The sequence below is a fragment of the Nostoc sp. UIC 10630 genome, assembly GCF_010747425.1.
GTDB lineage: Bacteria > Cyanobacteriota > Cyanobacteriia > Cyanobacteriales > Nostocaceae > Nostoc.
In genome coordinates this window covers 21,198-47,058 of sequence record NZ_JAAGOG010000041.1, presented here as the reverse complement: position 1 = coordinate 47,058, position 25,861 = coordinate 21,198, and the positions used below count along the sequence as shown (strand labels likewise).

14 protein-coding genes are annotated in these 25,861 nt (G+C 41.0%); 13 read left to right on the top strand and 1 reads right to left on the bottom strand.

All coding sequences use genetic code 11. From position 1 onward, the window contains the following. The 3 genes from G1O98_RS12770 to G1O98_RS12760 all read left to right on the top strand — a co-directional run. A partial coding sequence (locus G1O98_RS12770; RefSeq protein ID WP_163929162.1) for an ATP-grasp domain-containing protein occupies positions 1-1,005 on the top strand: 1,005 nt, incomplete at its 5' end. Between the two features lie 111 nt (positions 1,006-1,116). Beyond that, entirely contained in the window at positions 1,117-2,286 is a 1,170-nt protein-coding gene (locus tag G1O98_RS12765; protein WP_163929161.1) for a DegT/DnrJ/EryC1/StrS family aminotransferase, read from the top strand. A 100-nt stretch (positions 2,287-2,386) separates the two neighbouring features. Next, positions 2,387-3,790 carry a GumC family protein gene (locus G1O98_RS12760; RefSeq protein WP_163929160.1) on the top strand — a complete coding sequence of 468 codons (1,404 nt, stop codon included), beginning with the start codon at positions 2,387-2,389 and terminating at the stop codon, positions 3,788-3,790. 94 nt (positions 3,791-3,884) lie between these two features. On the opposite strand, the gene G1O98_RS12755 is transcribed toward G1O98_RS12760, so the two are convergent. After that, on the bottom strand, positions 3,885-6,227 hold the full coding sequence (locus G1O98_RS12755; RefSeq protein WP_163929159.1) for a glycoside hydrolase family 31 protein: 2,343 nt from the start codon (positions 6,225-6,227) through the stop codon (positions 3,885-3,887). A 294-nt stretch (positions 6,228-6,521) separates the two neighbouring features. On the opposite strand from G1O98_RS12755, the gene G1O98_RS39445 reads away from it, so the two are divergent. From G1O98_RS39445 to G1O98_RS12710, 10 genes are all read left to right on the top strand, one after another. After that, entirely contained in the window at positions 6,522-6,674 is a 153-nt protein-coding gene (locus tag G1O98_RS39445; RefSeq protein ID WP_207794498.1) for a hypothetical protein, read from the top strand. A gap of 46 nt (positions 6,675-6,720) precedes the next feature. Continuing rightward, entirely contained in the window at positions 6,721-7,632 is a 912-nt protein-coding gene (locus tag G1O98_RS12750; protein WP_163929158.1) for a cation diffusion facilitator family transporter, read from the top strand. A 970-nt stretch (positions 7,633-8,602) separates the two neighbouring features. Beyond that, positions 8,603-8,995, top strand: coding sequence for a hypothetical protein (locus G1O98_RS12745; RefSeq protein WP_163929157.1), 393 nt, complete (start codon positions 8,603-8,605; stop codon positions 8,993-8,995). A 102-nt stretch (positions 8,996-9,097) separates the two neighbouring features. Beyond that, the gene (locus tag G1O98_RS12740) at positions 9,098-9,517 is read left to right on the top strand and encodes a hypothetical protein (RefSeq protein WP_163929156.1); all 420 of its coding nucleotides are present in this window, start codon (positions 9,098-9,100) and stop codon (positions 9,515-9,517) included. A 61-nt stretch (positions 9,518-9,578) separates the two neighbouring features. Next, entirely contained in the window at positions 9,579-11,717 is a 2,139-nt protein-coding gene (locus G1O98_RS12735; RefSeq protein ID WP_163929155.1) for a patatin-like phospholipase family protein, read from the top strand. 222 nt (positions 11,718-11,939) lie between these two features. Continuing rightward, the gene (gene leuB, locus G1O98_RS12730; RefSeq protein WP_163929154.1) at positions 11,940-13,031 is read left to right on the top strand and encodes a 3-isopropylmalate dehydrogenase; all 1,092 of its coding nucleotides are present in this window, start codon (positions 11,940-11,942) and stop codon (positions 13,029-13,031) included. Beyond that, positions 13,015-14,724, top strand: coding sequence for an aconitase/3-isopropylmalate dehydratase large subunit family protein (locus G1O98_RS12725; protein WP_163929153.1), 1,710 nt, complete (start codon positions 13,015-13,017; stop codon positions 14,722-14,724). Before leuB ends, G1O98_RS12725 begins: the two co-directional genes overlap by 17 nt. 185 nt (positions 14,725-14,909) lie before the next feature. Continuing rightward, the gene (locus G1O98_RS12720; protein WP_163929152.1) at positions 14,910-15,302 is read left to right on the top strand and encodes a hypothetical protein; all 393 of its coding nucleotides are present in this window, start codon (positions 14,910-14,912) and stop codon (positions 15,300-15,302) included. Positions 15,303-15,845: 543 nt separating this feature from the next. Beyond that, the gene (locus G1O98_RS12715; RefSeq protein ID WP_163929151.1) at positions 15,846-22,436 is read left to right on the top strand and encodes a non-ribosomal peptide synthetase; all 6,591 of its coding nucleotides are present in this window, start codon (positions 15,846-15,848) and stop codon (positions 22,434-22,436) included. A 153-nt stretch (positions 22,437-22,589) separates the two neighbouring features. Beyond that, positions 22,590-25,799: a non-ribosomal peptide synthetase gene (locus tag G1O98_RS12710; RefSeq protein WP_163929150.1), complete on the top strand. Its 3,210-nt coding sequence runs from the start codon at positions 22,590-22,592 to the stop codon at positions 25,797-25,799. The last annotated feature ends 62 nt before the right edge of the window (positions 25,800-25,861 follow it).

The window sequence follows — 25,861 nt, the reverse complement described above, 5'->3', positions numbered from 1 at the left end:
TTAATTGAATATTATGTTGTTTCGGTAAATAGGATGATTTCACTAGAGTATTTAGATGAGGTAATTAGGATAATCGAAACTCAAGGAATAAATCTTATATTTCCTGCTTCCGAAGAAGGCTTTAAGTTTGTTTCACAATATAGATATGAATTGTCAAAATTTTGTAGAATAGTGGCATTACCAAGTGAAGAAAATTTAGATGCAGCATTTGACAAATGGAAGTTGTACCTTTTATTACAAAAGCATAATATCCCAACACCTGAAACAGTTTTGCTTAAAGAGATTGAGAATATTAGCCAATTTAATTATCCTGTAATACTCAAACCAGTTGATGGAAGTGGTGGAAAAAATATACAAAAATTTGATTCTTTAGAAGAAGAGAATTTTCAGGCTATTTGTAACTATCCCAACGATGCATATATTGTTCAAAAATATGTACCTGGTCATGACATAGGTTGTAGTGTTCTTTGTCAGGATGGGCAAGTTCTTGCTTACACAATACAACAGCAATTAGGATTAACAGAAGGATTTACTCCCAAAATTGACAAATTGAAATTTGTTCATGATTCTGCTGTTATTGATATAGTCACAAAAACTATGAATGTACTTAAATGGAGCGGTGTTGCTAATTTAGATTTAAGATATAATTCTCAGACAGGACAAATTAATGTTATTGAAATCAATCCACGGTTTTGGCAATCTCTAATGGGTTCTCTCTCAGTTGGTGTAAACTTTCCGTATATTTTATATTTACTATCAAATAACATCAGTTTTGAGAGAATTTCCTATGAAGAAAAATATTATGCTAAATTCCATAGGTTTATTCAAGATGCTTTTAACGGCTCTTTAGAATATAGTTTATCTGATACAAACGTTAAATATTTTTTATCAGATCCAAGTAGTATATTCCATTTTTTATGTAATAAGCTGATAAAACAGAAGTTACTTCAAAATGTGAAAAGTATATTTTATCTGCAATTTCAGAAATTACAAAATGTTAAATAACAAGTAAGTGTAAAAGTTTTTAAGATCATCAGGAATACTTTGAATAATTTCTCATGAAAAAATCTGAATTGTTGCAGACTTATCAGATAATCCAAACTACTGAAAATAATCATGACTAAACCAATCTTGCTCTCGACTCCACACATGGGCGATCGCGAGCTAGAACTCATCAAAGAAGCTTTTGATACTAACTGGATTGCACCAGTAGGCCCACACGTAAATGCTTTTGAGCAAGAATTTTGTCAAGAAACTGGGGCTGGGTATGCGGCGGCTGTTAGTTCTGGTACAGCAGCTCTGCATTTGGCTTTACGGTTAGTAGGTGTCCAGTCTGGAGATGAAGTTTTTTGCTCTACCCTGACATTTATAGCTACCGCCAATCCAATTGCTTACTTAGGAGCAAAACCAGTATTTATTGATAGCGATCGCACTTCTTGGAATATGAATCCTGACTTATTGCAGGAAGCCCTAGAGAACCGCGCACGTTTTGGCAGATTGCCTAAAGCAGTGGTACTTGTGCATCTGTATGGTCAAAGTGCAGATATCGATCCCATCCTGAAAGCTTGCAATCAATATGATGTTCCTTTAATTGAAGACGCAGCTGAAGCTTTAGGTGCTAGCTACAAAGAGCGTTCCCCCGGAACTTTTGGGCGCATTGGCATTTACTCCTTCAATGGCAATAAAATCATCACTACCTCCGGCGGCGGGATGTTGGTTTCCGACGATCCACAATTGGTAGCAAAAGCCCGTTTCTTAGCAACCCAAGCACGTGATTCATCTCCCCATTACCAACACTCGGAAATTGGTTACAACTACCGCCTTAGCAATGTTTTAGCTGGTATTGGTCGCGGTCAATTACATCTTTTGAGTGAGCGAGTGGCAGCTAGAAGACGCAACTTTAAGATTTACCAACAGGTTTTAGGAAATCTTCCAGGCATAGAATTTATGCCGGAAGCTATTTTTGGCCGTGCTACTCGCTGGTTAACCTGTTTAACAATCGATCCAGCAACTTTTGGAGCAGATCGAGAACAAGTCCGCATCGCACTTGCCGCACAGCAAATTGAAACTCGTCCTGTATGGAAGCCTTTGCATCTTCAGCCTGTGTTTGCTGAGTGTGAATATATTGGAGATACAGTAGCTAAAGATTTATTTACACACGGTCTTTGCCTACCTTCGGGATCTAATCTCACAGACGAAAATTTGGAGCAAGTGATTAGTGAAATTCTAGCAGTTCGCCATAATAGTTCTAAAACTCATACTTATATGTCTTTATCTAATCAGTAGATTGGTTTGACAAATTATCTATCTTATTTGTTTTGCTTGTTTGTAATATTGAGTCATTCAAGCTTAATTACATCAATCATCAAAAATTCAATTGAAATTTATGGAATCTCAAACAGAAAGCATTATTACATTTAATACATATTTGCAAATTTTTAAGCGCCGTTGGTTGTCTTTTATAGTAATATTTTTCCCAGCTTTGCTAATTTCATTGCTACCTTTGCTATTAAGGCAACCTAAGTATATGGCAGAGGGAAAGCTGCTGTTTCACAAAACAAATATAACTTCTTCCCTAACGGGAGTAGGAGCAGAAATAAACAAGCTAGAATCAGTATCTCAGGATCAAACTAATCCTTTAAATACAGAAGCAGAAGTTATACGCTCTATACCTATAGCGCAAAAAGCTATAAAAAAACTTAACTTGAAGGACGACAAAGGAGAGCTTATAAAACTCCAGGCTTTTCTTAAAAAGTTGACTGTGAATAATATTAATGGAACTGATATTTTATTAGTATCTTATCAAGATACTAATCCGGAAATTGCAACAGAAGTTGTTAATAAATTGATGGATGCTTATTTAGAATATAATATATCAGCTCAGAGGAATCAAACTACGGCTGCGCGCAAATTTTTAGAAAAACAGATGCCGAATGCAGAATTAACTGTTCTAAAAGCAGAAGCCGAGATAGCAAAGTTTAAAGAAAACTATAGAAGTGTTTCCCTGCCAGAAGAAGCAAGTAAGGCAGTAGAAAACATTGCAGATTTACAAAAGAAATTTGGTGAAGCTCAATCAAGAATTGCCGATGTCGATGCACAGTCTAAAGAAATCCGCGAACAATTGGGTATGAACTCTCGGCAGGCAATGATTAAGACTTCCCTTAGCCAAATTTCAGGTGTACAAGATATTCTTAAAGAAATTCAACAATTAGAGTCGCAACTTACACTCAGGCGAACTGTTGTAAAAGACACCCATCCGCAAATTCTAGATTTAGAAGACAAGTTAAAGTCTTTAAAAGAGCTACTGCAACAACGCATAAAAAAAGTTACAGGAACGCATAAACTACAACTAAATCAAAACTATGAATTAGGAGAGCTACAACAGCAACTCTCAGCGAAGCTTATAGAATTAGAGTCAACCCATCTAGGTTTAGAAAGCCAAGCTGCTGCTTTATCTAACTTACAAGCTAGCTACAAACAACGTTTGAGTTATCTTCCGAGATTAGAACAACAACAACGCCAGTTAGAACGTAAAGCACAAGTCGCACAATCTACTTATTTACTTTTGCAACAAAAGCTAGAAGAAAGCCGTTTAGCGGAAAATCAAAACTTAGGTAATGCAATTATCCTATCCGAAGCTCAAGTTCCTCAAGAGCCTATTTCTTCTCCTTTTATGCTTGTGAGTGCTTCTTTGCTGGCTATCCTGGCTACTTTAGTGGCTATCTTTATTTTGGAAGCAACAGATAAATCAATTAAGACTGTTGATGAGACCAAAAGTTGTTGGGATTGACTTTATTAGGGATTATTCTTTCTTTGAGTAATACCATTTCACGAATATTGCTGAATTATAAATGTAAACTTCAGAATCAATTTTATGGATCTGCCTAAGTAGAAAATTCCAACCGATGTGCAGTACCATTATCCACAAAAGTCTGTTCACCAACACCTACTAATTCCACAATGGTTTCACGCGTTATAGGTGAGAATTCACCTTCTCTGGCTGCAATCTCAACAATGGTTCTTTGCTGCTCGGAATAAACACGGTAAGTTGTGGTGCAAAAGGCTCCTGTTTTGTACTCAAAAGTATGACCATCATCTTCATAAAGAGTAAACTCACCAACACCCTTCCAAATCCGCAGTCTCATTTGGTTTATGGGATGTTCATCTACATATTGCATTACTGGTGCGATCGCAATAATGGAGCCAGCACGAACATATAACGGCATTTTCTCCAGTGGCGCATAAGCAAGAATGTGAGTTGGCCCTGTGAATGTCTCCCCGCTCCACCAATCATACCAACAACCTTCAGGCAAGTACACAGCACGATGTTCAACGCCTGGACGGTAAATTGGTGCTGCGAGTAACGACGGGCCAAGCATTACTTGATCGGCAAGAGAAAAGGTTTTTGGGTCATTAGGGAAATCATACAGAAGTGGGCGAAGAATTGGTGCGCCAGTAGTTGCAGCTAACCAAAAAAGACTGTAAATATAAGGTAGTAGTTGATAACGGAGTTCAATATACTCGCGGCAAATTTTTTCGATGCGATCGCCAAATACCCAAGGCTCATGCTGTGCAGTAGTTAATGCTGAATGCCCACGCATCAAGGGGTAAAGCATTCCTAGCTGCATCCAACGCGCATATAGTTCAGCCGTAGCATTCCCCGCAAACCCCCCAATATCACTACCAACAAAGGGAATGCCCGATAGGCCCAGATTACAAAGCATTGGTATGGACATTTCCAAGTGTTCCCACAGAGATTGATTGTCTCCTGTCCAGATAGCTGACCAGCGTTGAATGCCGGCATATCCAGAGCGTGTCAATATAAAAGAGCGTTCAGTTGGACGAGATATTTTCGCTCCTTGATAAGATGCCTGTGCCATCATTAGCCCATAAAGATTGTGAACTTCCTTGTGGGTGGTTATTTCCTCAGTTGGCCCCTGTGGTGCATCAAGGGGAAAGGAAATTTTGTTACCAGGGTCGCCGAATGGACGGTCATCAAGTGCAGGTTCATTCATGTCGTTCCAGATGCCGGCAACACCAATATCAGTTAAACTTTTTTGCCAATTTCCCCACCAATTTCTAACTTCAGGACGTAGGTAATCAGGAAAGACAGCCTTGTCTGGCCAAACATAGCCGTGGAACAATTGACCATTAGTTTTTCGGATGAAATAGTTATTGTTTAATCCCTCGTCAAAGACTTTGTAATCTGCTTCTGGCTCGTATTTGACTCCCGGATCAACAATCGTCACTACTTTAAATCCATCTTGTTTGAGATTGTGGATTAATTTTTGAGGGTCAGCAAATCGCTTGGGACTCCAGGTAAAAACCCTATAGCTATTCATATAGTCAATATCTAAATGAATAACATCACAAGGAATGCGACGCTGACGAAATTCATCAGCTAGTTTTCCTACTATATCTTGTGACTCATAACTCCAGCGACATTGGTGATAACCTAATGACCATCGAGGTGGCAAAGGCATCCGTCCAGTTAGCTGGGTGTAAGTCTGGATAATTTTCGCAGGTTCAGGCCCATAAATAATGTAGTAATCTAGTTCACTTCCCTGAGTTTCCATCTGCCAGACTCCAGGCTGCTGTGCGCCCAGATCAAATCGGCTCCAATAAGTAGTATTAAAAAAAAGTCCGTATCCCAATCCAGGACGCAAGGCGATGAAAAAAGGAATGGCCTGATACATACTGTCTGTCATGATGCCGTAATCGATCGCATCTGATGCCCAGTTGGTTTTCACTTTTGATCGCTGATCTAGTAAACCAGTCGGTTCACCAAAACCATAGAAATGTTCGTCAGATTCAATCCGTTTCCACCCAGCAACCTCCCCTGTGCGCCACCCCATCCCTAAGTCTGTATCTTGTGCAAAAGGCTGTCCTGCTGAGTCAAAACACTGGATACGACACGGATTGCGGGACACGACAATACACAATTGCTCAGTTTCAATTTCTATAGTCTCTGCTTTTTCCCGCACTTCAAACGGCACATTAGGCCATTCTTCATCCGCAAGTGCTACTGCCCACGATCGCCTAGAGAGAAATTCACCACTTGGGGCCATCCTTACCCGAATTAAGTTTGGTGCTAGCACACTAACTATTAGACAGGGGCCGCCGCACAGCAATAGGATATGGCGCTCATTCTGTTGTATTGCTTGTACTGCTCCAAGGATTGACCAAGGCGCTTCAGTTGTGTGCAGTTGTCCAAAGTATTGTGGCATAATTTCTGATTTCAAGATAACTATTTTACCCAATTGAGATTCACATAAACTACTACTCAAAAGCGTGTATCTTTAGGCATAGCGTATATTGAACTTTATTTATCACTGTCCTAGTAGTTCGCCAAGTGAACTTGGCGGGGTAAAGGGAAAGGGGAAAGGTGGGGCCCCCACGAAGTGGGGATAAGGGGCAGGGGGAAAGGTTTTAAATCCCTTACCCTTTCCCCTTTCCCCTTTTCCCAGACCTCACAAGCGCATTTTTAGGTTGGCAGACTACTAGGCAATCAAAGCCGTTCTTTGGAGCCAAAAGTAGTAATATCTGCGATCGCAGACATTACTACCGTTACCCAGAGAAACAATGGTGTTCCTCATTCCCTCCAAGAGCGAGATTACCCGTTTCTATGTGAATACAAAATTCTAATCAAAGTCTCAAGGCGGATGAAGCCATGAGCTAAATTTGTTACTGTTGGCTAAAAATTACAGTTGAGTAAATTTGATGAGTGGTCGAACAGTGCGCTCCTACGCCTTCTTATCAATTGGGGCAGCAATTGTTACTATTGCCTTAAAGTTTGCAGCTTATCTGCTAACCGGATCGATAGGGTTGCTTTCGGATGCAATTGAATCGTGTGTGAATCTGGCGGCAGCATTGATAGCACTGTGGGCAGTAACTTATGCTGCCAAACCAGCTGATGCAGAACACACCTTTGGGCATTCTAAAGCGGAATATTTTTCCAGTGGAGCCGAAGGTGCATTGATTATAGTTGCAGCAATCAGTATTGGAGTTGAAGCCTGGGGAAGATTACTGCATCCAGAAGCGATCGCTCAAGTGGGATTGGGGTTGACTCTATCAGTGTTGGCAACAGCAGTCAATGGTGTAGTTGCTTTTGTCTTGCTAAAAGCAGGACGACGTTTGCGTTCGATTACACTGCGAGCTGATGCTCACCACCTGTTTACTGATGTCTGGACTTCGGGTGGTGTGATAGTGGGAATCTTTTTGGTTCAGGTAACAGGTTGGCTAGTACTTGACCCAATCATTGCTTTGTTGGTAGCAGTCAATATTGTCTGGACAGGATTTAGTTTGCTACGAGAAAGCTTTTTTGGATTACTGGATACTGCCTTGCCTATTGAAGAAATGGAGACAATCCGGGTTATTCTCAGTAAATATGAACGCCAAGGTATCCAGTTTCATGCAGTGCGTTCTCGGATTGCTGGAACACGTCGGTTTATTTCCTTTCATGTTTTAGTACCTGGAGTATGGACAGTGCAGCAAGGACATGATTTATGCGAAGCAATTGAGTTGAGCATCATTCAAGCATTGCCAAAAAGCAGCATCACAACTCATCTCGAACCATTAGAAGACCCTGTATCCTGGGAAGATCAGGAATTGGAGCGGACTAGTAACCAATGACATGAATCACTTGCAAGCGCTGTTCAAGAGGTTAAATAATAGGTGAACCATCTTCTAAACACAAAACAGCCACCTCTGCTCCATTCAACGATCCAACATCAGCAGGGTTTTTTGAATAAGTGTATGTATGAGGCGGTAGCTCCTAGGGACGAAAAAAAGCAAGTACCTCTGGGAATCTGCATAATTCTTTACCTAATTACACAGAAGTTACTAACTGTAACTTCTGTGTAATTAGTAATTTTAAAAATTTTAACTATCTCCTTAACTGTCTTAACTGTCTTAACTGTCTTAACTGTCCGCTTAACTGTCTTAAATGTCTTAAATGTCTGTTTAGCTATCTTAACCATCCGCTTAACTGTCCGCTTAACTGTCTTAACTGCTATTGCATTTTGTAGATAAAGCTGAGATGATTTGTAGGTTGAAGTTGAGTCTGTTCTTTAAAATGCAGTTATTAAATTAAAAATTAGTCTATTTTAATAAATCTATTGTAATGAAAGTTTTGTCCGATATTAAATAGCAGGAATAACCATAAATATTATCTCATAAGAAATCCCTAATCCACTCCAAAAAACTATAGAGGTCACACCCATAAAAATATAAAATGCTTGTCATTAATGGAGGCGGTATCGGGGCAATTGTACTAGCATAAATACAAAAGCGAATACTAAAGATTATTTTTAGTTTGTTAGATTTAATTGCTGATATTTAAACCGGAGGTATTCTTACAATCAGACTAACAGAATTTTATTAAACTTAAACAAATCTCATACATTTCCGAGCCCTGAATATAGTATTGAAAATCTCATTAAAAATATCAGTACAGGAATGAGATATTTTACGAGCTATTATTTAAACATATAGTTGCTTCAATAGAGAATATATTATCCCCATGAAAATATTTCTCTGAATTAGATACTTAAGTAGTGTTTTCATCAGCATCCAAGTGTAAGGATTTTAGGTAATTATTATAATGGATGACATAGTTAAAAAACTTGCTGGTCTGGGTCTTCCTGGTGTAATACTCGTGATTCTAACGGTAACAACAGGGGGGAGTTCTGCTGCGGTTGCAGCTATTCTGACAGCCTTGGGAGGGCCGTTTGGCATCGTCGGAGGTATAGCCCTGCTAGGTCTAGTAACTTTGGTAGGAGATACTGTAACGGGATATGGAATTGAAGCCATTCTTAAAGGCATCTATACAGAACGTAGCAAAACCGAATCTGTGATATTTCTCCTCAAAGAAATTCAAGGTTTACCGATTACAGAGGAGCTAAAAATAAAACTAAAAAATCAACTTAGCGTAGCAATGATTACTGATACTAAAGAAGTTCGATATCTAAAAAAAATTGAAATTATTGAGGAATAGTTTTTATATAAACTGTAAAATTGTCAACATTTAGGTTGACCATGTACAGCAAAATAATACTATTTTTATCAAAAGGGGACTTTAATAAGGATATAAAAGCTAATGCAATTACATAATTATAATCAGCTTTTAGAAAATTCAAGTAATTTAAGTTTTAAATATTATCATGAAATTGAAGCCCCTATTGAAGAAATTGCAGGCGTAGAAGTTTATTATGCAGCAGCTTATGCCATCCGAGCCACTAGAAGTAATACCGATCAATTAGACATCTTTTTTAGTCCAAAACTTTTTAATGATGAGAGTTTAGTGAGTCTCATAAAAGAAATTCACCCTCGAATTGTGAACAGTCTGAGAGTAAATCCCGATTATTTGATTCCAGTAGATAAAGAAATTATTCCTAAAACTGCAATTGGCAAAATTCAGCGATCGCAACTTAGCCAGCGCTTTAATGCAGGTGAGTTTAAAGCAATCATTAAACAGATTGATATATTACTGGGTAATGCCAATACTATTTCTAACTAGTTCTACCGTAAAGTATGAAAGCAAAATTACAAATTTATTTTTTTGTGGAGATTAAAATATTGTGATAAACCAGATATATAGCCAATCAGTACTAACATTTGATGGTCAAGATGATTACATAGATTTTGGCAAAAACGATTTTGATGGTGTTTTTGCTCAAGGAAGTTCAGCCTTTACAATTTCAGGATGGGTGAATCCTCATCAACTAACAGATAAAGCCACCACTTATGGAACGCGCAACGTTTTTTTCGCTCGTTCTTCAGATCGATATAGTGATAATTTTGAGTTTGGCATCAGTGAATCAGGAAACCTAGATGTATACATTGATGAGAATGTTGAAAAGTTTATCAAACCCTTTGGTAATGGAGAGTTAACTGTCGGACAATGGCACTTTTTTGCTATTGTTTTTAATAAGGGTCAAGTAAGTATATACCTTGACGAACATGCGTACTTTGGCTACTTCACCGGTGACTCTTTAAACAAAGCAACCAGTTCTGTGACTCTGGGCGCGACTTTACACAACAACATATATTTCACCGGTCAATTAGCTAACATTAGCCTCTGGAATTACCCTTGTCCCCCAGTGGAAATCCAGAGGCATCGCTATCAACCTTTAGTTGGCAATGAACAAGGATTAATCGCTTACTGGGCATTAAACGAAGGACAAGGGACAAGTGTAAAAGACCAAACTGGAAATGGCCATGATGGAAAATTGCGTGGCAATCCCAGTTGGGATGTTGCACAACTTCCCTTTGGAATTACACAATCATCCAACGAGACTGAGAAACAAGACCAGACGTTGACTAATCCCGATGAGGAAAAACCATCAGAAACTGTGGTACTCGACGAAGAAAAGCAGTTGATTGCAGAAGTTATCCCCATTCAAGTAACTGCGATCGCTGAAGGTGATTTGCGGCAACTATCCGTTGAGGTTCCTCCGGTTGTAGAAACTGACATCCCCACAGAGACAATAACAAAGGGAAAAAAAGGGACAAAAAGACAGACCGAAAAATCTGCAAATATTCAAACTAATCAGCCAAAGGGACAGAAATTAGAAACAGCCCAAACAGTTGCAGTCAATATCCAACAACAGGAACAACCACAAACATTAACTCAGGAGCGATCGCCAAAAACTATGAATACTAAAGCCAATTCCAAATATAAAATCCTTGCCATTGACGGAGGCGGTATTCGGGGCATTATCCCCACCATGATCCTGGCAGAAATTGAAAAGCGGACACAAAAGCCGATTTTTAGTTTGTTCGATTTAATTTCTGGCACTTCTAGCGGCGGAATTCTGGCACTCGGATTAACTAAACCCCGATTAGATTTAGAGGCCACTGATACCTCACCCACCGCCCAATATAGTGCTGAGGATCTCCTGCAAATATATATTGAGTATGGGGCTGAGATATTTTACGAGCCATTCTGGGAAAAAGTACTCGGTCAAATAGAGGATATATTCGTTCAACCAAAATATTCTTCCGAAGGAAGAGAAGAAATTATTAGGCAATATTTTGGTGATACTCCTCTAGAAAATAATCTCAAAGAAGTTTTTGTAACTAGCTACGATATCGAGCAGCGAATTCCAATATTCTTTACTAACAAACTGGAAAAACAACAGACAGAATCGAAAAAGTTTCGTAAGTTATGTGCAGGTTTTACCCTCGCAGATGCGGCATTAGCAACTAGTGCAACTCCAACTTATTTCGCTCCCTATCGCGTTTCTAGCTCCCATAATACCAACGGATTTTATACTTTAGTCGATGGTGGAGTAGTTGCTAATAATCCAGCTAATTTGGCTATTTTAGAAGCACAAATCAGTAGACAAGAAACCAAACAAGCCCTGAATATAGAGGATATCTTATTAGTATCCTTGGGTACTGGTTCCTTGACCAGTGTCTACGCTTATGATGAAGTCAAACAATGGGGACTATTACAATGGGCAAAACCACTGTTAAATATTGTACTGGACGGTGGGAGCGAAGTAGTAGCCGGAGAATTAGAACGGTTATTTGAGGCTACTAATAAAGGGAGTAAAGCTTCTTATTATCGATTCCAAACATTCCTAAAAAGCGAACTTGAAGCAATAGATAATGCCAAACTAGAAAATGTCCGACAGTTACAAACTTTAGGTAGCATACTAATTCAAGAAAGAAGTCAACAAATCGATGAGTTGTGTAGTATTTTAACAAGCTAAATCTGAGAGGATGTTTTAAAAGTTGCCTTAGCAATATCAAAAGTTTTAGTTCCCTCTAAATCACTCGATAAATTGGGAAACTTTGATTCCAGTCTCCTGCCTTTTTAGGAGAACAGAGGGAATAAATTAAGTGTCTAAAATCATAGATAAAAACTTTTAAAACAACCTTTGAGGCTTTCTGAGTAAGTATGTAAAACAACGAGGTATTGGAGTTGTGGCCAAATGGAGTCTTTAAGTAAGGCATCTTATCGGATTGTTGCCATTCCTGGAGAAGGGATTGGGCCTGAAGTAGTGGAAGCTTCCTTAAAAATTCTGCAACACGTTGCTAAACTTCAAGGATTTAGCTTACAGGTAGACTATGGCTGGCTCGGCGCAACTGCCTTTGAACAACTTGGTAGTTACTTCCCTCAAGCCACCGCCGAACTGTGCGATGGAGCCGATGGGATTGTATTTGGTGCAGTTAGTCAAGGCGGATTGCTGGAACTCCGAAAGCACTTCGACTTCTTTTGCAACCTTCGTCCAATCCTCAGCGTTAACAGTCTTGTGCATAAATCTAGTCTTCGACCAGAGAAAATTCAAGGACTTGATATTCTCATCGTTCGAGAACTAGTCAGTGGAATCTATTTTGGCCCATCTGGACGCTCTTGCGATGAACAAGGAAATTATGGATACCATACAATGCGCTATTACGATGAAGAGATTCGTCGAATTGCTCACAAAGCATTAGAAAAAGCGCAATCTCGCCGAGGATTACTGACCGTAGCTCACAAAGAAAACGCTTTACCTCATTTGCCTTGGACTCGTCTAGTTCAAGAAGAAGCTAGACAATTTTCCGGCGTTGTTGTTGAGCCAATGCTGGTAGATAACTTAGCCATGCTTATGGTTTTAAATCCCCAACGGTTTGATGTAATTTTGGCTGGTAATTTGTTTGGAGATATTCTCAGCGATATTGGCGGTGCATTAGTTGGCTCAATTGGCTTATTAGGATCGGCAAGTCTTAATGCTAATGGATTTGGTTTGTACGAGGCCATTCATGGTACGGCTCCAGATATTGCAGGCTTAGGAATTGCTAATCCCCTCGGAACCTTGGGAGCATGTGTTTTAATGCTTCAGCAATGGGGAGAAGTGCAGGCTGCTCAACAGATTATTACAGCGCAAGACCGAATTTTAGCTAAGGGATACCGAACAGCTGATTTGTTTACCCAAGGAGAAGAAATTTTAGTTAACACTGCAACCTTAGTTGACCTTTTACTTGAAGAACTTTCAGTTGTGCAACATTCTCAATTAGGAGTGCTTCATGAGTCACGAAAATAAAGTTTTATACCTTGCGGATGATATTAATACTGATGATATTATTCCTGCTAATCGAGCGACAAATGATGATCTAGATAGCTTAAAACATTATGCTTTAGAACATGTGATTGGAGCAGGTGAGCTGCTAAAATATGATGTGATTGAAGCAGGAGAAAATTTCGGCTGTGGTTCCAGTCGAGAAATTGCTCCCATTGCCCTACAAGCTGCTGGAATTACAAAGATTCGGGCGCGATCGTTCGCCGAAATTTTTTATCGTAATAGCATCAATATTGGACTTTCTCTAGAAATTCTAGGGGAGAAACAGGAGAATCCTGTCGTTGATGCGATCGCAGCAGCAGGTGGGTTAATGTCTTTTAATCAGCTGCGTCGTCAGGGTCAGATTACCATTCCTCGCAGCCTGACCCCGACCCGACCCATGACTTTAGTAGAAAAACTTTTGGCCAAAGCCTCTAGAAATTCCTACGTCCAGCCTGGAGAAGTGGTTTTTGCTCAGGTCGATTTAGCATTATCCCATGATGCTGTAGCCGGGCCTGTAGCTAAAACATTCTATAAACAGTATGGAGAAGGAGCAAAGTTATGGGACTCCCAAAAGGTGGTCTTAGTAGCAGATCACTTCATCCAAATCAACGACATCCGTGCTGATGACAAAGCATATCTGATGTACGAACAGATGATTGAATTTGCTAAATTCCAAGAATGCCACTTATTTGATGTGGTTTCCCCTGGTGAAGCAGCAGGTATCTGTCACGTTTTACTCCCAGAAAAAGGGTTTGTCCGACCAGGGATGATAATTGCCGGTACAGATTCCCATACCTGCACCTACGGAGCATTGGGAGCCTTTTCCACAGGCGTGGGAACAACAGATATGGCTAATATATATGCCACAGGAGATATGTGGATTCGTGTTCCTCCAACCCTAGTATTTGAGTTATCTGGAACCTTACCTCCTACAATCAGTGCCAAAGATATTATCCTGTTTATTCTGGGACAAATCGGCTGTGCTGGCGCTACCAGTAAAGTAATGGAGTTTAGAGGGTCAATCCTGGCACAACTGCCTTTTGATGAACGGTTAACTTTAGCCAATATGGCCGTGGAGTGTGGGGCAATCTGTGGGTTGATTGTTCCTGATGAAGTAACCCGTGACTATCTAAAAAACCGAGTTTCAGAAGAATTTCAAGAGATTATCGGCGATGCTGATGCTGAGTACGAAAGGGTTTATCAATTTGACCTCAGTAGTTTAGAACCACAAGTTGCACGTCCCCCGAAACCAGATCAAGTAGTTGCCATTAGTCAGTTAGAAAACATTCCGATTACCAAAGCCTTTATTGGGTCTTGTACTGGAGGAAAACTCTATGACTTAGCTCAGGCAGCCGAAGTTTTAAATGGTCGCCAACTGGCAGACGGTGTAAACTTGTTTATTGTACCTGCAACCATTGAAATTAGAGAACAAGCTCAAGAATTAGGCTATCTCGACATTTTTGAACAAGCAGGGGCACAAATTCTCAAGACAGGTTGTGGGGCTTGTATCAATTCTGGATTTGGGGTTTTGGCGAAAGAAGAAACAGGTATTTATGCAACCAATCGCAATTTTAAAGGACGCAGTGGCGATCCAACAGGCAAAAATTATTTAGCCTCACCGAGAACAGTAGCTATCTCTGCTGTAAATGGAAAAATTAGCGATCGCTTTGATTAAAGACTGAGCTATCAGATGAGGTTGAATTAGAGATAAAACTCAAAGAATATTAACTCAATCTGAACGTGAATTACTCTTATTTAGCTTAGTCTAGGTTTTAAGAGAAGTTTCTTGATTTACAAAGACTCTATGCTCTTACCCTTAGTAATGTCTTAACCAAGAAAAAAGGATTTTAGGTAATTAAAATGGACGAAATCGCTAAAAAACTTGCTGGTCTGGGTCTTCCTGGGATAATTCTCGTGATTTTAACAGTTACATCAGCAGGTAGTAATGCTGCTATTGTTGCTGCCCTCACAGCAATAGGAGGCCCATTTGGCATCGTTGGAGGTATAGGAATACTCGGTCTGATAACGGTTGTAGGGGATACTGTAGCGGGATATGGAATTGAAGCTGTTCTCAAAGCTGTCTATACAGAACGGAGTAAAACCGAATCTGTAAGATATCTCCTGAAAGAAATTAAAGATTTACCCATTTCAGAGGAGTTAAAACTCAAACTGAAAAATCACCTTAGTCCAGAAACTGTTACTGAGGTGGAAGATGTTCAGCCTCCACAAACAATTGAAATTGTCGAGGAATAATTTCACGGTTAGATTCGGCAACATTTAAAATCAAATGGCACAACTCCTATTTGGGATTTTAGATTAGGGATTTGGGGTTATTAAAAGCTGATTGGATTTTGCTTTAAGATATCCATTCGGATTCTATTTAAAACCAGTATCAGTTAACCGATCGCACCAAATTTCTATGAGCAAAGAAAATGGTCTCTGAGAGGTTGTTTGAAAAGTATTTCACTGTAACTTTAGACAATTTTAGATCCCCCGTAACCCCCCTTAAAAAGGGGGAAACCGGAATTAAAGCCCCCCTTAAAAAGGGGGGTTGGGGGGATCGATAATGTTTTGCTACCGACGAAAGGACTTTTAAAACATCCTCTGAGTTCAATCTCACCGATTAAACCCTCAAAGGCCTATTTTTTGGGATATCTATGCAATAAATGTGTTACTTCGCAGAATCCCAAAAATCGCTCTAAATGCTTGTGAAAAAAATAACTGTAAAGCCTGGGCAAGCATATAGCAAAAAATTAAAAAAATAGGAAAACATTTACTTTCTGTACCAAATTTATTATGGAAGAAACTATCATTAACTCTATTCAAAATATTAATAATTTTTCTGCCTTAACTGAGCAGGAGCAACATAAAATATTGGTGGAATGGAATCAGACAACGGTAGATTATCCAAAGCATTTATGTATACATCAGTTATTTGAAGCACAAGTAGAAAAAACTCCAGACAGCATCGCTGTTGTGTTCAAGGAGGAACAACTAACTTATCAAGAGTTGAACCACCAAGCCAACAAAATAGCACATTATCTACAAATTTGGGGTGTAAAACCAGAGGTGCTGGTAGGTATTTGCGTTGAGCGATCGCTAGAAATGATTATAGGAATGTTGGGTATCCTCAAGGCGGGTGGAGCATACATTCCGCTAGATCCAACTTATCCCAAAGAGCGTCTATCGTTTATGCTCTCAGATTCGCAAGTCCAGGTGGTGTTAACCCAAGAAAAATTCGTTGAAGAATTGGCTGCAAGTGGGGCGAAGTTGATTTGTCTGGATACTGGTTGGGAATCTTTTCAGCGAGAAAGTAACGAGAATCTTAGTAGTGGGGTTGCACCCGAAAATCTGGCTTATGTAATTTATACATCAGGGTCAACAGGAACACCCAAAGGCGTGCTACTCCAGCATCAAGGTGTGTGTAATTTAATCCAAGCACAAGTAAAACTGTTTGATGTACAGCAAAATAGCCGTGTTCTCCAGTTTGCTTCTTTCAGCTTTGATGCTTCAGTTTGGGAAATTTTCATGGCTCTGTGTTCAGGAGCTAGCCTTTACATTGGAACTCAGGATTCCTTGCGCCCAGGAATAGATTTAATTCAATTTTTGCGTAAGCAATCAATAACTCAGGTAACATTACCACCCACAGCACTAGCAGCGTTACCAATAGCGGAATTGCCAAACTTACAAACCCTGATCGTCGCCGGAGAAGCTTGTAATCCGAAGCTGATTGCTGAATGGTCAAAAGGGCGGCGCTTTTTTAATGCTTACGGCCCAACGGAATCAACAGTCTGTGCCACAGTAGCAGAATATACTGGCGACACTCAACTGACAATTGGTCGAGCGATCGCTAATACACAAGTTTATATCCTCGACAACCATCAACAACCAGTTCCAATTGGTACTCCTGGCGAATTGTATATTGGTGGCGACGGCTTGGCTAGAGGCTATCTGAACCGCCCAGAGTTGACTAAAGAGAGATTCATCTCTAATCCCTTCCAAAAAAGCAGAAGAGCAGGGGAGCAGGGGAGCAGGGGAGAGAAAGAAGACCAATCCTCAAATTCGGAACGTCTCTACAAGACTGGTGACTTAGCCCGCTTCTTACCAGATGGCAACATTGAGTTTTTGGGGCGAATCGATCATCAGGTGAAGATTCGCGGCTTCCGCATTGAACTGGGAGAAATTGAGGCGCTTTTGAGTCAACACCCAGGTGTACAGCAGGCAGTGGTAATCACCCGTGAAGACATCCCTGGTGATAAGCGTCTTGTCGCCTATATTGTGCTTAACCAAATTGATGCAAGCGTCACTACCCTCAAACGCTTTCTTCAAGAAAAACTGCCTAACTACATGGTGCCAGCAGTCTTTGTAATTCTAGACTCCTTGCCCCTTACTCCCAATGGTAAAGTTGATCGTCAAAATCTTCCAGCTTGCGATCGCTCACGCCCTGATCTTGAAGAAACCTTTATCGCACCTCGTAACTCCACTGAAGCAATACTAGCAAGCATTTGGGCTGAGTTACTGGGACTTGAGCAGATAGGAATCGATGATAATTTTTTCAATTTAGGCGGTCATTCCTTAATAGCAGCTCAGATGCTTTCCCGCATCCGCGAAGGTTTCCAAGTCGAGTTATTCTTTCACCACATTTTTGCTAACCCTACCATAGCGGGTCTAGCAGGGCTGATTGAACAGCACAGCCATCTCAAAGACCAGTTGCAACGTCCTGCTATGCAACCAATTTCACGCACAGGATACTTGCCTGCTTCCTTTGCTCAAGAGCGAGTATATTTCATCCAAGAAGTAGCTCCTGAAAGTGCTGCCTATCAAGCTCAGGTAACTCTGCGATTCACCGGAAAACTAGATGTGGCAGCATTAGAGCAGTGCCTCAGTGAGATTGTCCGACGGCATGAAATTTTCCGCACGACTTTTCCGGCAATAGATGGACGGTTATTTCAGGTAATCCACCCAGCCTCACCACTTAAGTTAACAGTAGTAGACCTCCAGACATTTCCTAAGTCTGAGCAAGAAGCAGAAAGTCAGCGCCTATTTGACGCAGAGGTGCAAAAGCCCTTCTACTTAAATCAACTGCCATTAGTTAGGTGGTTATTGTTGAAGTTGAGCGACCAAGATCATCTTTTGATCCACATCGAACATCACATGGTTCATGATGGGTGGTCTTTCAACAACGTGTTCTTGAATGAGTTCGTGGAACTTTATCAAGCCTTCTGTTTGGGAAACCCTTCTCCACTACTAGAATTAACACTCCAGTTTGGAGATTATGCCCATTGGCAGCGAGAGTGGGTTAAAAGCCAGGAAGCCGAAGCTCAATTAGCCTATTGGCAGCAACAGTTATCCGGTAGTCCACCCTTATTGGAATTACCATCAGACCGCCCGCGACCAGCAGAACAAACTTACAACGGCGCTCAAGTCAGGGTAGAGTTGCCCATTAGCTTGTGCGAATCTTTGAGAGTTTTAAGCCGTCAAGAGGGAATCACCTTATTCATGACGACGCTAGCGGCTTTTTTAGTAATATTGCACCGATACACCAGACAGGACGATCTCTGTGTGGGGACAGCTGTTGCCAATCGGCGGATGCGCGAGACAGAACAATTAATTGGCATGATCGTCAATAATTTGGTTTTACGCACCGATTTGTCTGGAAATCCCACATTTCGGGAGTTACTGGATCGAGTCCGCCAAGTCAGTCTGGAAGCCTTTGCTAACGAAGATTTACCCTTCGATAAGGTCGTGGAGGTTCTCAAGCCAATCCGGAACTTGAGTTATAATCCCCTGTTTCAGGTGATGTTTAGCTTCCATGATTCTCCTCGTCCAGACTTAACTCTCCCAGAGTTGAACATCACCACGAATGTAGCCCTCAGCAACAAATCAACAAAGTTTGATCTTGATGTCGTTCTGATCCCGCAACATGTTGGGGAGAAGGGAATTAGTGTTATTTGGGAATACAATACCGATTTATTCGACGCTGCCACAATCCAGCAGATGGCAGAGCAGTATCAAACTTTACTAGTGGGAATTGTTGCTAACCCAGAGCAGCGAGTTTCTGAATTACCACTGTTAACGCAGACTCAGCAGCAGTTACTGGTGGAATGGAATCAGACTCACAGAGAGTATCCGTCTCAGCAATGTGTCCATGATTTATTTGCGGCTCGGGTGGAGTTAACGCCCGACGCTGTAGCTATTCAGCAAGAAGGTCAACAGTTAACTTACCGCGAATTGAGCGATCGTGCCAATCAACTGGCACATTATTTACAAAGTTTGGGAGTCAAACCAGAAAGCTTAGTCGGTATCTGCGTTGAGCGTTCTCCAGAGATGATTATCGCCTTACTTGGCATTCTCAAAGCTGGGGGTGCATACATTCCCCTTGACCCTGCCTATCCCGAAGAGCGACTGGCTGATATTTTCGAAGATACGCAACTAAGCATTCTGCTGACTCAAAAAAGATTCAAGGGCAAAATACCAGATTATGCCGGAAAAACGATTTGTTTAGATACAGATTGGGAAATAATTGCTCAACACAGTACAGCCAATCCGATTACTAACGTTCAACTCCATAACCTCGCCTACATTATTTACACCTCTGGTTCTACAGGTAAACCCAAAGGGGTGATGATTGAACAGCGATCGCTAATAAATTTCGTCATCACTGCCACTCATGAATATGGAATTAATGCGGGCGATAATATTCTGCAATTTGCGTCAATCTGTTTTGATACATCTATTGAAGAAATCCTACCTTGTCTTTTAGTCGGTGCAACATTAGTGCTGCGAACCGAACAGATGTTACATTCCAGCGATGAATTTTGGCGGTGTTGCCGAGAATGGCAGTTAACTGTTTTGGATCTTCCTACAGCATATTGGCATCAATTAGTCGCAGAACTTACCCCTGAAGACTCCCGAATTCCCGAAAGTATCAGAATAGTGATTATTGGTGGGGAAGAAGTTCAACTAGAAAAAGTGAAGCGCTGGCACAGTAGTGTTGCTCACTTCTGGCATCCACCCCAATTACTTAATAGTTATGGACCAACGGAAGCAACGGTTATAACCACCTTAGATCGCTTAACCCCAGAAGCTTCCTCTGTTAGCATTGGACGACCGATTAGCAATGTTCAGGTTTATGTCCTGGATCAATATCTGCAACCTGTCCCTATAGGAGTTCCCGGAGAACTGCACATTGGCGGAGCCGGATTAGCTAGAGGCTATTGGCAACGGACTGAACTTACCGCAGAGAAATTTATCCAAAATGCAAAATTGGATCGCCTCTACAAAACAGGAGATTTGGCACGATTTCGCGCAGATGGCAATCTAGAATATCTTGGTCGAGTTGACGATCAGGTGAAAATTCGCGGCTTCCGCATTGAGTTGGGAGAAATTGAAACGGTGCTGAGACAACACCCACAAGTGTTTCAAACTGTGGTCATTGCTCGTGAAGACATTCCGGGACAAAAGCGCCTTGTAGCTTATGTTGTACCGCACGAGCCGCAACCAACCACTAATGAACTGCGCCATTTCCTAAAAGCAAAGTTGCCTAATTATATGGTTCCTTCAGCTTTCGTGCAGCTAGAGACGCTGCCGATGACTCCGAACCGCAAGATAGACTACCGCTCCCTACCAGCCCCCGACCTCTCTCGTGGCGCAGAAGATAACTTTGTTGCACCCCAAACCCCTACAGAAGAGAGATTAGCTGCAATTTGGTCGGAAATCTTAAGACTAAAACAAGTCGGCATCCACGATAACTTCTTTGAATTGGGCGGAGACTCCATTCTCAGCATTCAGGTAATTTCAAGAGCCAATCAAGCGGGTATCAAAATTGCCCCCAAACAGCTATTTCAGTACCAAACAATTGCTGAGTTAGCTGCTGTGGCAGGCATGACTCGCTCCGTCAAAGCCGAACAAGGATTAGTAACTGGCAAGGTGGCGCTAACACCTATCCAACACTGGTTTTTTGAGCAGAAATTGCCCGAACCTGATTACTTTAACCAGTCAGCATTACTGGAAGTGCCGCCAGATTTGCAACCAGAGTTATTGCAGCAAGTTGTACAAGAATTGTTAGTGCATCACGATGCTTTGCGTCTGCGGTTCGTACAAGAAGGGGAAAACTGGCAGCAGTTTAATTACGTTAGCGCAGCGTTAGCGAGTCCGCGAGCGTCATTACGAATTACGAATTACGAATTATTTAGCGTCATCAATTTATCGCACCTATCGGCAGAAGAACAACAAACAGTAATGAAAGCGGCAGATGCTGAACTCCAAGCTAGTTTGAATCTATCGACTGTGGCGATCGCACGAGTAGTACTATTTAGGTTGGGCAACGATCAACCTGGTCAGTTACTGTTCATCATCCATCATTTAGCAGTAGATGGCGTTTCGTGGCGGATTTTGCTTGAAGATTTGGCTATGGCTTACCAGCAAATCAGCCGTGGTGAAACCATTAAATTACCAGCTAAGACAACTTCTTTTCAATATTGGAGCGATCGCCTAACAGAATACGCAAAATCAAAGGCGATTAAAGATGAACTAGATTACTGGCTAAGTGAGTCTAGCTTGAAAGTGACCGCCTTGCCAGTAGATCATCTTTCAGGTGAAGAGGACAACACCATAGCCTCAACTGCGTCTGTGTCACTTTCCTTAAATGAAGAACAGACCCGCGCCCTTTTGCAGGATGTACCCTCTGCATACAACACTCAAATTAATGATGTGCTGTTGACTGCCCTAGTGCAAAGCTTTGCTCAATGGACGGGAGAACGTTCTCTGCTTATTGATTTAGAGGGACATGGACGAGAAGACTTGTTTGAGGATGTGGATTTATCGAGGACTGTAGGCTGGTTTACTACCTTATTCCCCGTTCATTTGCAGCTAGAAGAAATTGACCATCCAGGAGAGGTTTTAAAGTTAGTTAAAGAACAACTGCGGCGCATCCCAAACCGGGGCATTGGCTATGGTGTTTTGAGATATTTACACCCGGATGACACAATCCGCACGAAACTACAAGCGCTACCCCAAGCACAAGTAAGTTTTAACTACCTTGGTCAATTCGATCAGGTGATTAAGGCTTCTACCGCCTTGGGTTTGGCTCAAAAATTCAAAGCTGAACAGAGTCTACTTAATCAGCGCAGCCACCTGTTAGGGGTAAGCGGATTCATTCGTGCAGGAAGGCTGGAGATGACTTGGGCTTACAGCGAGAAAATTCATAAACGAGACACTATTGAGGGTTTGGCCTTTGGATTTATGGAGGCATTGCGATCGCTCATTACCCACTGTCAATCCCCTGATGCGATCGGTCATACACCTTCAGACTTCTCAGCAGCCAGACTCAGCCAAAAACAGCTTGACAAATTTATGACCAAAATCAAAAAAAATAAAACGAAGTAGTCATTTGTCATTGGTCATTTGTCATTGGTCATTGGTCATTTGTCATTGGTCATTTGTCATTGGTCATTGGTCATTGGTCATTTGTCAAGAATCATTTTTTATTCTCCCCATTCCCCATTTCCCATTCCCCATTCCCCACTCAAAGGTAGTTTCATGAACAATATCGAAGACCTTTATGAACTTTCGCCCATGCAGCAGGGGATGCTGTTTCATACCCTTTATGCGCCAGAATCGGAAGTTTATTTTGAGCAGTTGCTTTGTATCCTCCAAGGAAAATTAAATTTTCCTGCCTTCCAGCAAGCTTGGGAACAGGTTGTTGCACGACACCCAATTTTACGCAGTTCCTTTTATTGGGAGGAGATAGAAAAGCCCTTGCAAATGGTGAGTAAGCAAGTGAATCTCCCGTGGGAGGAATTGGACTGGCGGCATTTTACACCTGATGAACAACAAGAGCATTTAGAGAATTTTTTGAAATGCGATCGCCAAAAAGGATTTGGACTAGATGTTGCTCCTCTGATGCGCTTCACCATCATTAGGCTAGGGGAGGAAACCTACCAATTTATTTGGAGTCATCATCATATCCTCTTTGATGGTTGGTCGATGCAGATTATTCTCAAAGAAGTTTTAGCTTTCTATGAAGCACATCAGCAAGGCGAACATTTACGCCTCCAACACGTTCGCCCCTATCGAGAATATATTCAGTGGTTACAGCAACAGGATATTGATCAAGCAAAGAATTTTTGGCAAAAAACTCTCCAGGGGTTTGAAGTTCCTACACCTTTAATAGGAAACAGGGGACAAGGAACATATAATGAGCAACGTTTTCAATTATACCAAACGGTAACTGAAAAATTGCAATATGCGGCGCGACAGCACCATTTAACTTTGAATAATTTGGTGCAGGGAGCATGGGCGTTACTAATTTCCCGCTACAAAGGGGAAAGCGATGTGGTCTTTGGTGCAACTGTATCTGGTCGTCCACCAACGCTTGTGGGAGTGGATTCGATGGTGGGGTTATTAATCAACACCCTCCCCATACGGGTACAAATTACACCAAAAGCAGAATTATTACCCTGGCTCAAGCAATTACAAAGTCAAGCATTTGAACAGGAACAGTATGCTTATTATTCACTGGCAGAAATTCAGCGTTTGAGTGATGTTCCCCCAGGAATGCCTCTGTTCGAGAGCCTTTTAGTATTTGAAAATTATCCACTAGATTCTGCTGAACAGGAAACCAAAAAAACTTTAGAAATTAGTCATCTTCGTTGTTTTGAACGCACGAATTATCCGTTAACAGTGGTGATTAATCCTGAATCACAATTGTCTGGAAGGATTGTCTATGATATTGGTCATTTTGAGCAAGAGACAATTGAGCGGATGATTGGACATTTCCAAACATTGCTATCAGGCATAGGAGCAAATTTACAACAGGATATTTGCCAATTATCCCTGCTCAGTGCAGCCGAAGAGGAAGAGATAATTCTACAAGAGAATAATAAAAATATAGATTCTATTCATTACAAATGTATTCATATTTTATTTGAAGAACAGGTAGAAAAAACTCCTGATGCAGTCGCACTTATATATGAAAAGCAACATTTAACTTATCGGGAGTTGAATAACCGCGCCAATCAATTAGCCCATTATTTACAAGGGCTGGGAGTTAAACCAGAAGTACGGGTGGGAATTTGTATAGAGCGATCGCTCGAAATGGTAGTAGGAATACTGGCAATCCTAAAAGCAGGCGGGGCTTATGTTCCGTTAGATCCTGCTTATCCAACAGATCGACTAACGCTCATGCTGGAAGATTTACAGACACCCATCTTACTAACACAAACTCATTTCCAAAATAGACTCCCACTCAATAATCAAACTGTAGTTAATCTTGACTCAGATTGGGAAATAATCGCTCAACACAAAGAAGACAATTTGCTCAGTGAAGTTAATCCAGAAAACTTAGCTTATATCATTTATACCTCTGGCACGACGGGAACACCAAAGGGAACAGAAGTTACCCATCGTAGCATTATTGGTTTTATGTTTGGGGTTGATTATATTCACCTTGATGCAGAACAGATTTGGCTACAACATTCATCGATTTCTTGGGATGCACTAACCTTAGAACTTTGGCCGCCATTGCTTTACGGTGGGCGTTGTGTACTTTATCCAGATAAAATTCCCACACCAGAAGGCTTAAGCCAGATTATTCAAGAACAAAAAGTTAACACCTTATTTCTGACTACAGCCTTATTCAATCTCATGATTGAGACAATACCGCAAGGATTGTCAGGCGTAAAACAACTACTGTTTGGGGGAGAATCCGTTTCTGTAACTCATGTTCGTCGCGCCTTAGAACTATTGCCGGGAACGCAATTAATTAATGGCTATGGCCCTTCCGAATGTACAGTTTTTACTTGTTGTTACCCGATTCCTAAACAACTTGCTGAAGATGTGAATTCAATTCCCATTGGAAAACCCATCGGTGACAGGATAGTTTACTTACTAGATGGGGATTTACACAGAGTTGCAATTGGCATTCCTGGGGAACTTTATGTGGGTGGAGCAAGCGTTGCTAGAGGTTACTTAAATCAACCAACATTAACGAGTGAAAAATTTATTCCTAATCCTTTTATTAAGGGAGATACACTTTACAGAAGCGGAGATTTAGCACGCCGTCTCCCTGATGGAAACCTGGAATTTATAGGTCGAATTGATACACAAGTTAAAATTCGCGGTTTTCGCATTGAATTAGGAGAAATTGAGGCATTTTTAAATCAGCACCCTGACATCAAGCAAGTTGTTGTTATTGTGCGAGAAGATGAACCTGGTAATAAGTATTTAGTGGCTTATCTTGTCACCAAAGATAATCAACCAACGCCTAGTACACTGCGAAACTTCCTCAAGAAAAAGCTGCCTGATTACATGATTCCCACCACCTTCGTATTTCTAGAGGCATTCCCCTTAACACCTAATAGTAAAATCAATCACAGGGCTTTGCCCGCACCAGATACTTCCCAAAGAAATCTAGAGGTTGATTTTGTTGCTCCTCGCACATCTACCGAACAAGAATTAGCTACGATTTGGGTTGAAGTTCTCAAAGTAAAACAGGTTGGAATTCACGATAACTTTTTTGAGTTAGGGGGACATTCTTTACTAGCTACACAAGCGATTTCTCGATTAAGAGAAGCCTTTTCTGTAGATTTTCCTCTCCGTTATCTGTTTGAAAATCCGACCATTGCTGAACTTGCTCAAAAAGCGATTGCTCACCAGATTGAACAAGCAGAAAATGATGCCCTAGCACAGATTTTAAAGGAAGTTGATCAGTTATCAGACCAAGAAGTGACGCAAGAATTGCTTTTGTAAGTATTAATTCAACTAATCAATATTTTTGTTATCTCTCTGTGTTCTCTGCGTCTCTGTGGTTC

What these genes read in the sequence shown, in the direction of transcription:
- G1O98_RS12755 (WP_163929159.1), bottom strand. Translation starts at nt 6,227, where the DNA reads ATGCCACAATACTTTGGACAACTGCACACAACTGAAGCGCCTTGGTCA.
- G1O98_RS12720 (WP_163929152.1), top strand. Translation starts at nt 14,910, where the DNA reads ATGGACGAAATCGCTAAAAAACTTGCTGGTCTGGGTCTTCCTGGGATA.
- G1O98_RS12715 (WP_163929151.1), top strand. Translation starts at nt 15,846, where the DNA reads ATGGAAGAAACTATCATTAACTCTATTCAAAATATTAATAATTTTTCT.
- leuB (WP_163929154.1), top strand. Translation starts at nt 11,940, where the DNA reads ATGGAGTCTTTAAGTAAGGCATCTTATCGGATTGTTGCCATTCCTGGA.
- G1O98_RS12725 (WP_163929153.1), top strand. Translation starts at nt 13,015, where the DNA reads ATGAGTCACGAAAATAAAGTTTTATACCTTGCGGATGATATTAATACT.
- G1O98_RS12750 (WP_163929158.1), top strand. Translation starts at nt 6,721, where the DNA reads ATGAGTGGTCGAACAGTGCGCTCCTACGCCTTCTTATCAATTGGGGCA.
- G1O98_RS12745 (WP_163929157.1), top strand. Translation starts at nt 8,603, where the DNA reads ATGGATGACATAGTTAAAAAACTTGCTGGTCTGGGTCTTCCTGGTGTA.
- G1O98_RS12740 (WP_163929156.1), top strand. Translation starts at nt 9,098, where the DNA reads ATGCAATTACATAATTATAATCAGCTTTTAGAAAATTCAAGTAATTTA.
- G1O98_RS12765 (WP_163929161.1), top strand. Translation starts at nt 1,117, where the DNA reads ATGACTAAACCAATCTTGCTCTCGACTCCACACATGGGCGATCGCGAG.
- G1O98_RS12760 (WP_163929160.1), top strand. Translation starts at nt 2,387, where the DNA reads ATGGAATCTCAAACAGAAAGCATTATTACATTTAATACATATTTGCAA.
- G1O98_RS12710 (WP_163929150.1), top strand. Translation starts at nt 22,590, where the DNA reads ATGAACAATATCGAAGACCTTTATGAACTTTCGCCCATGCAGCAGGGG.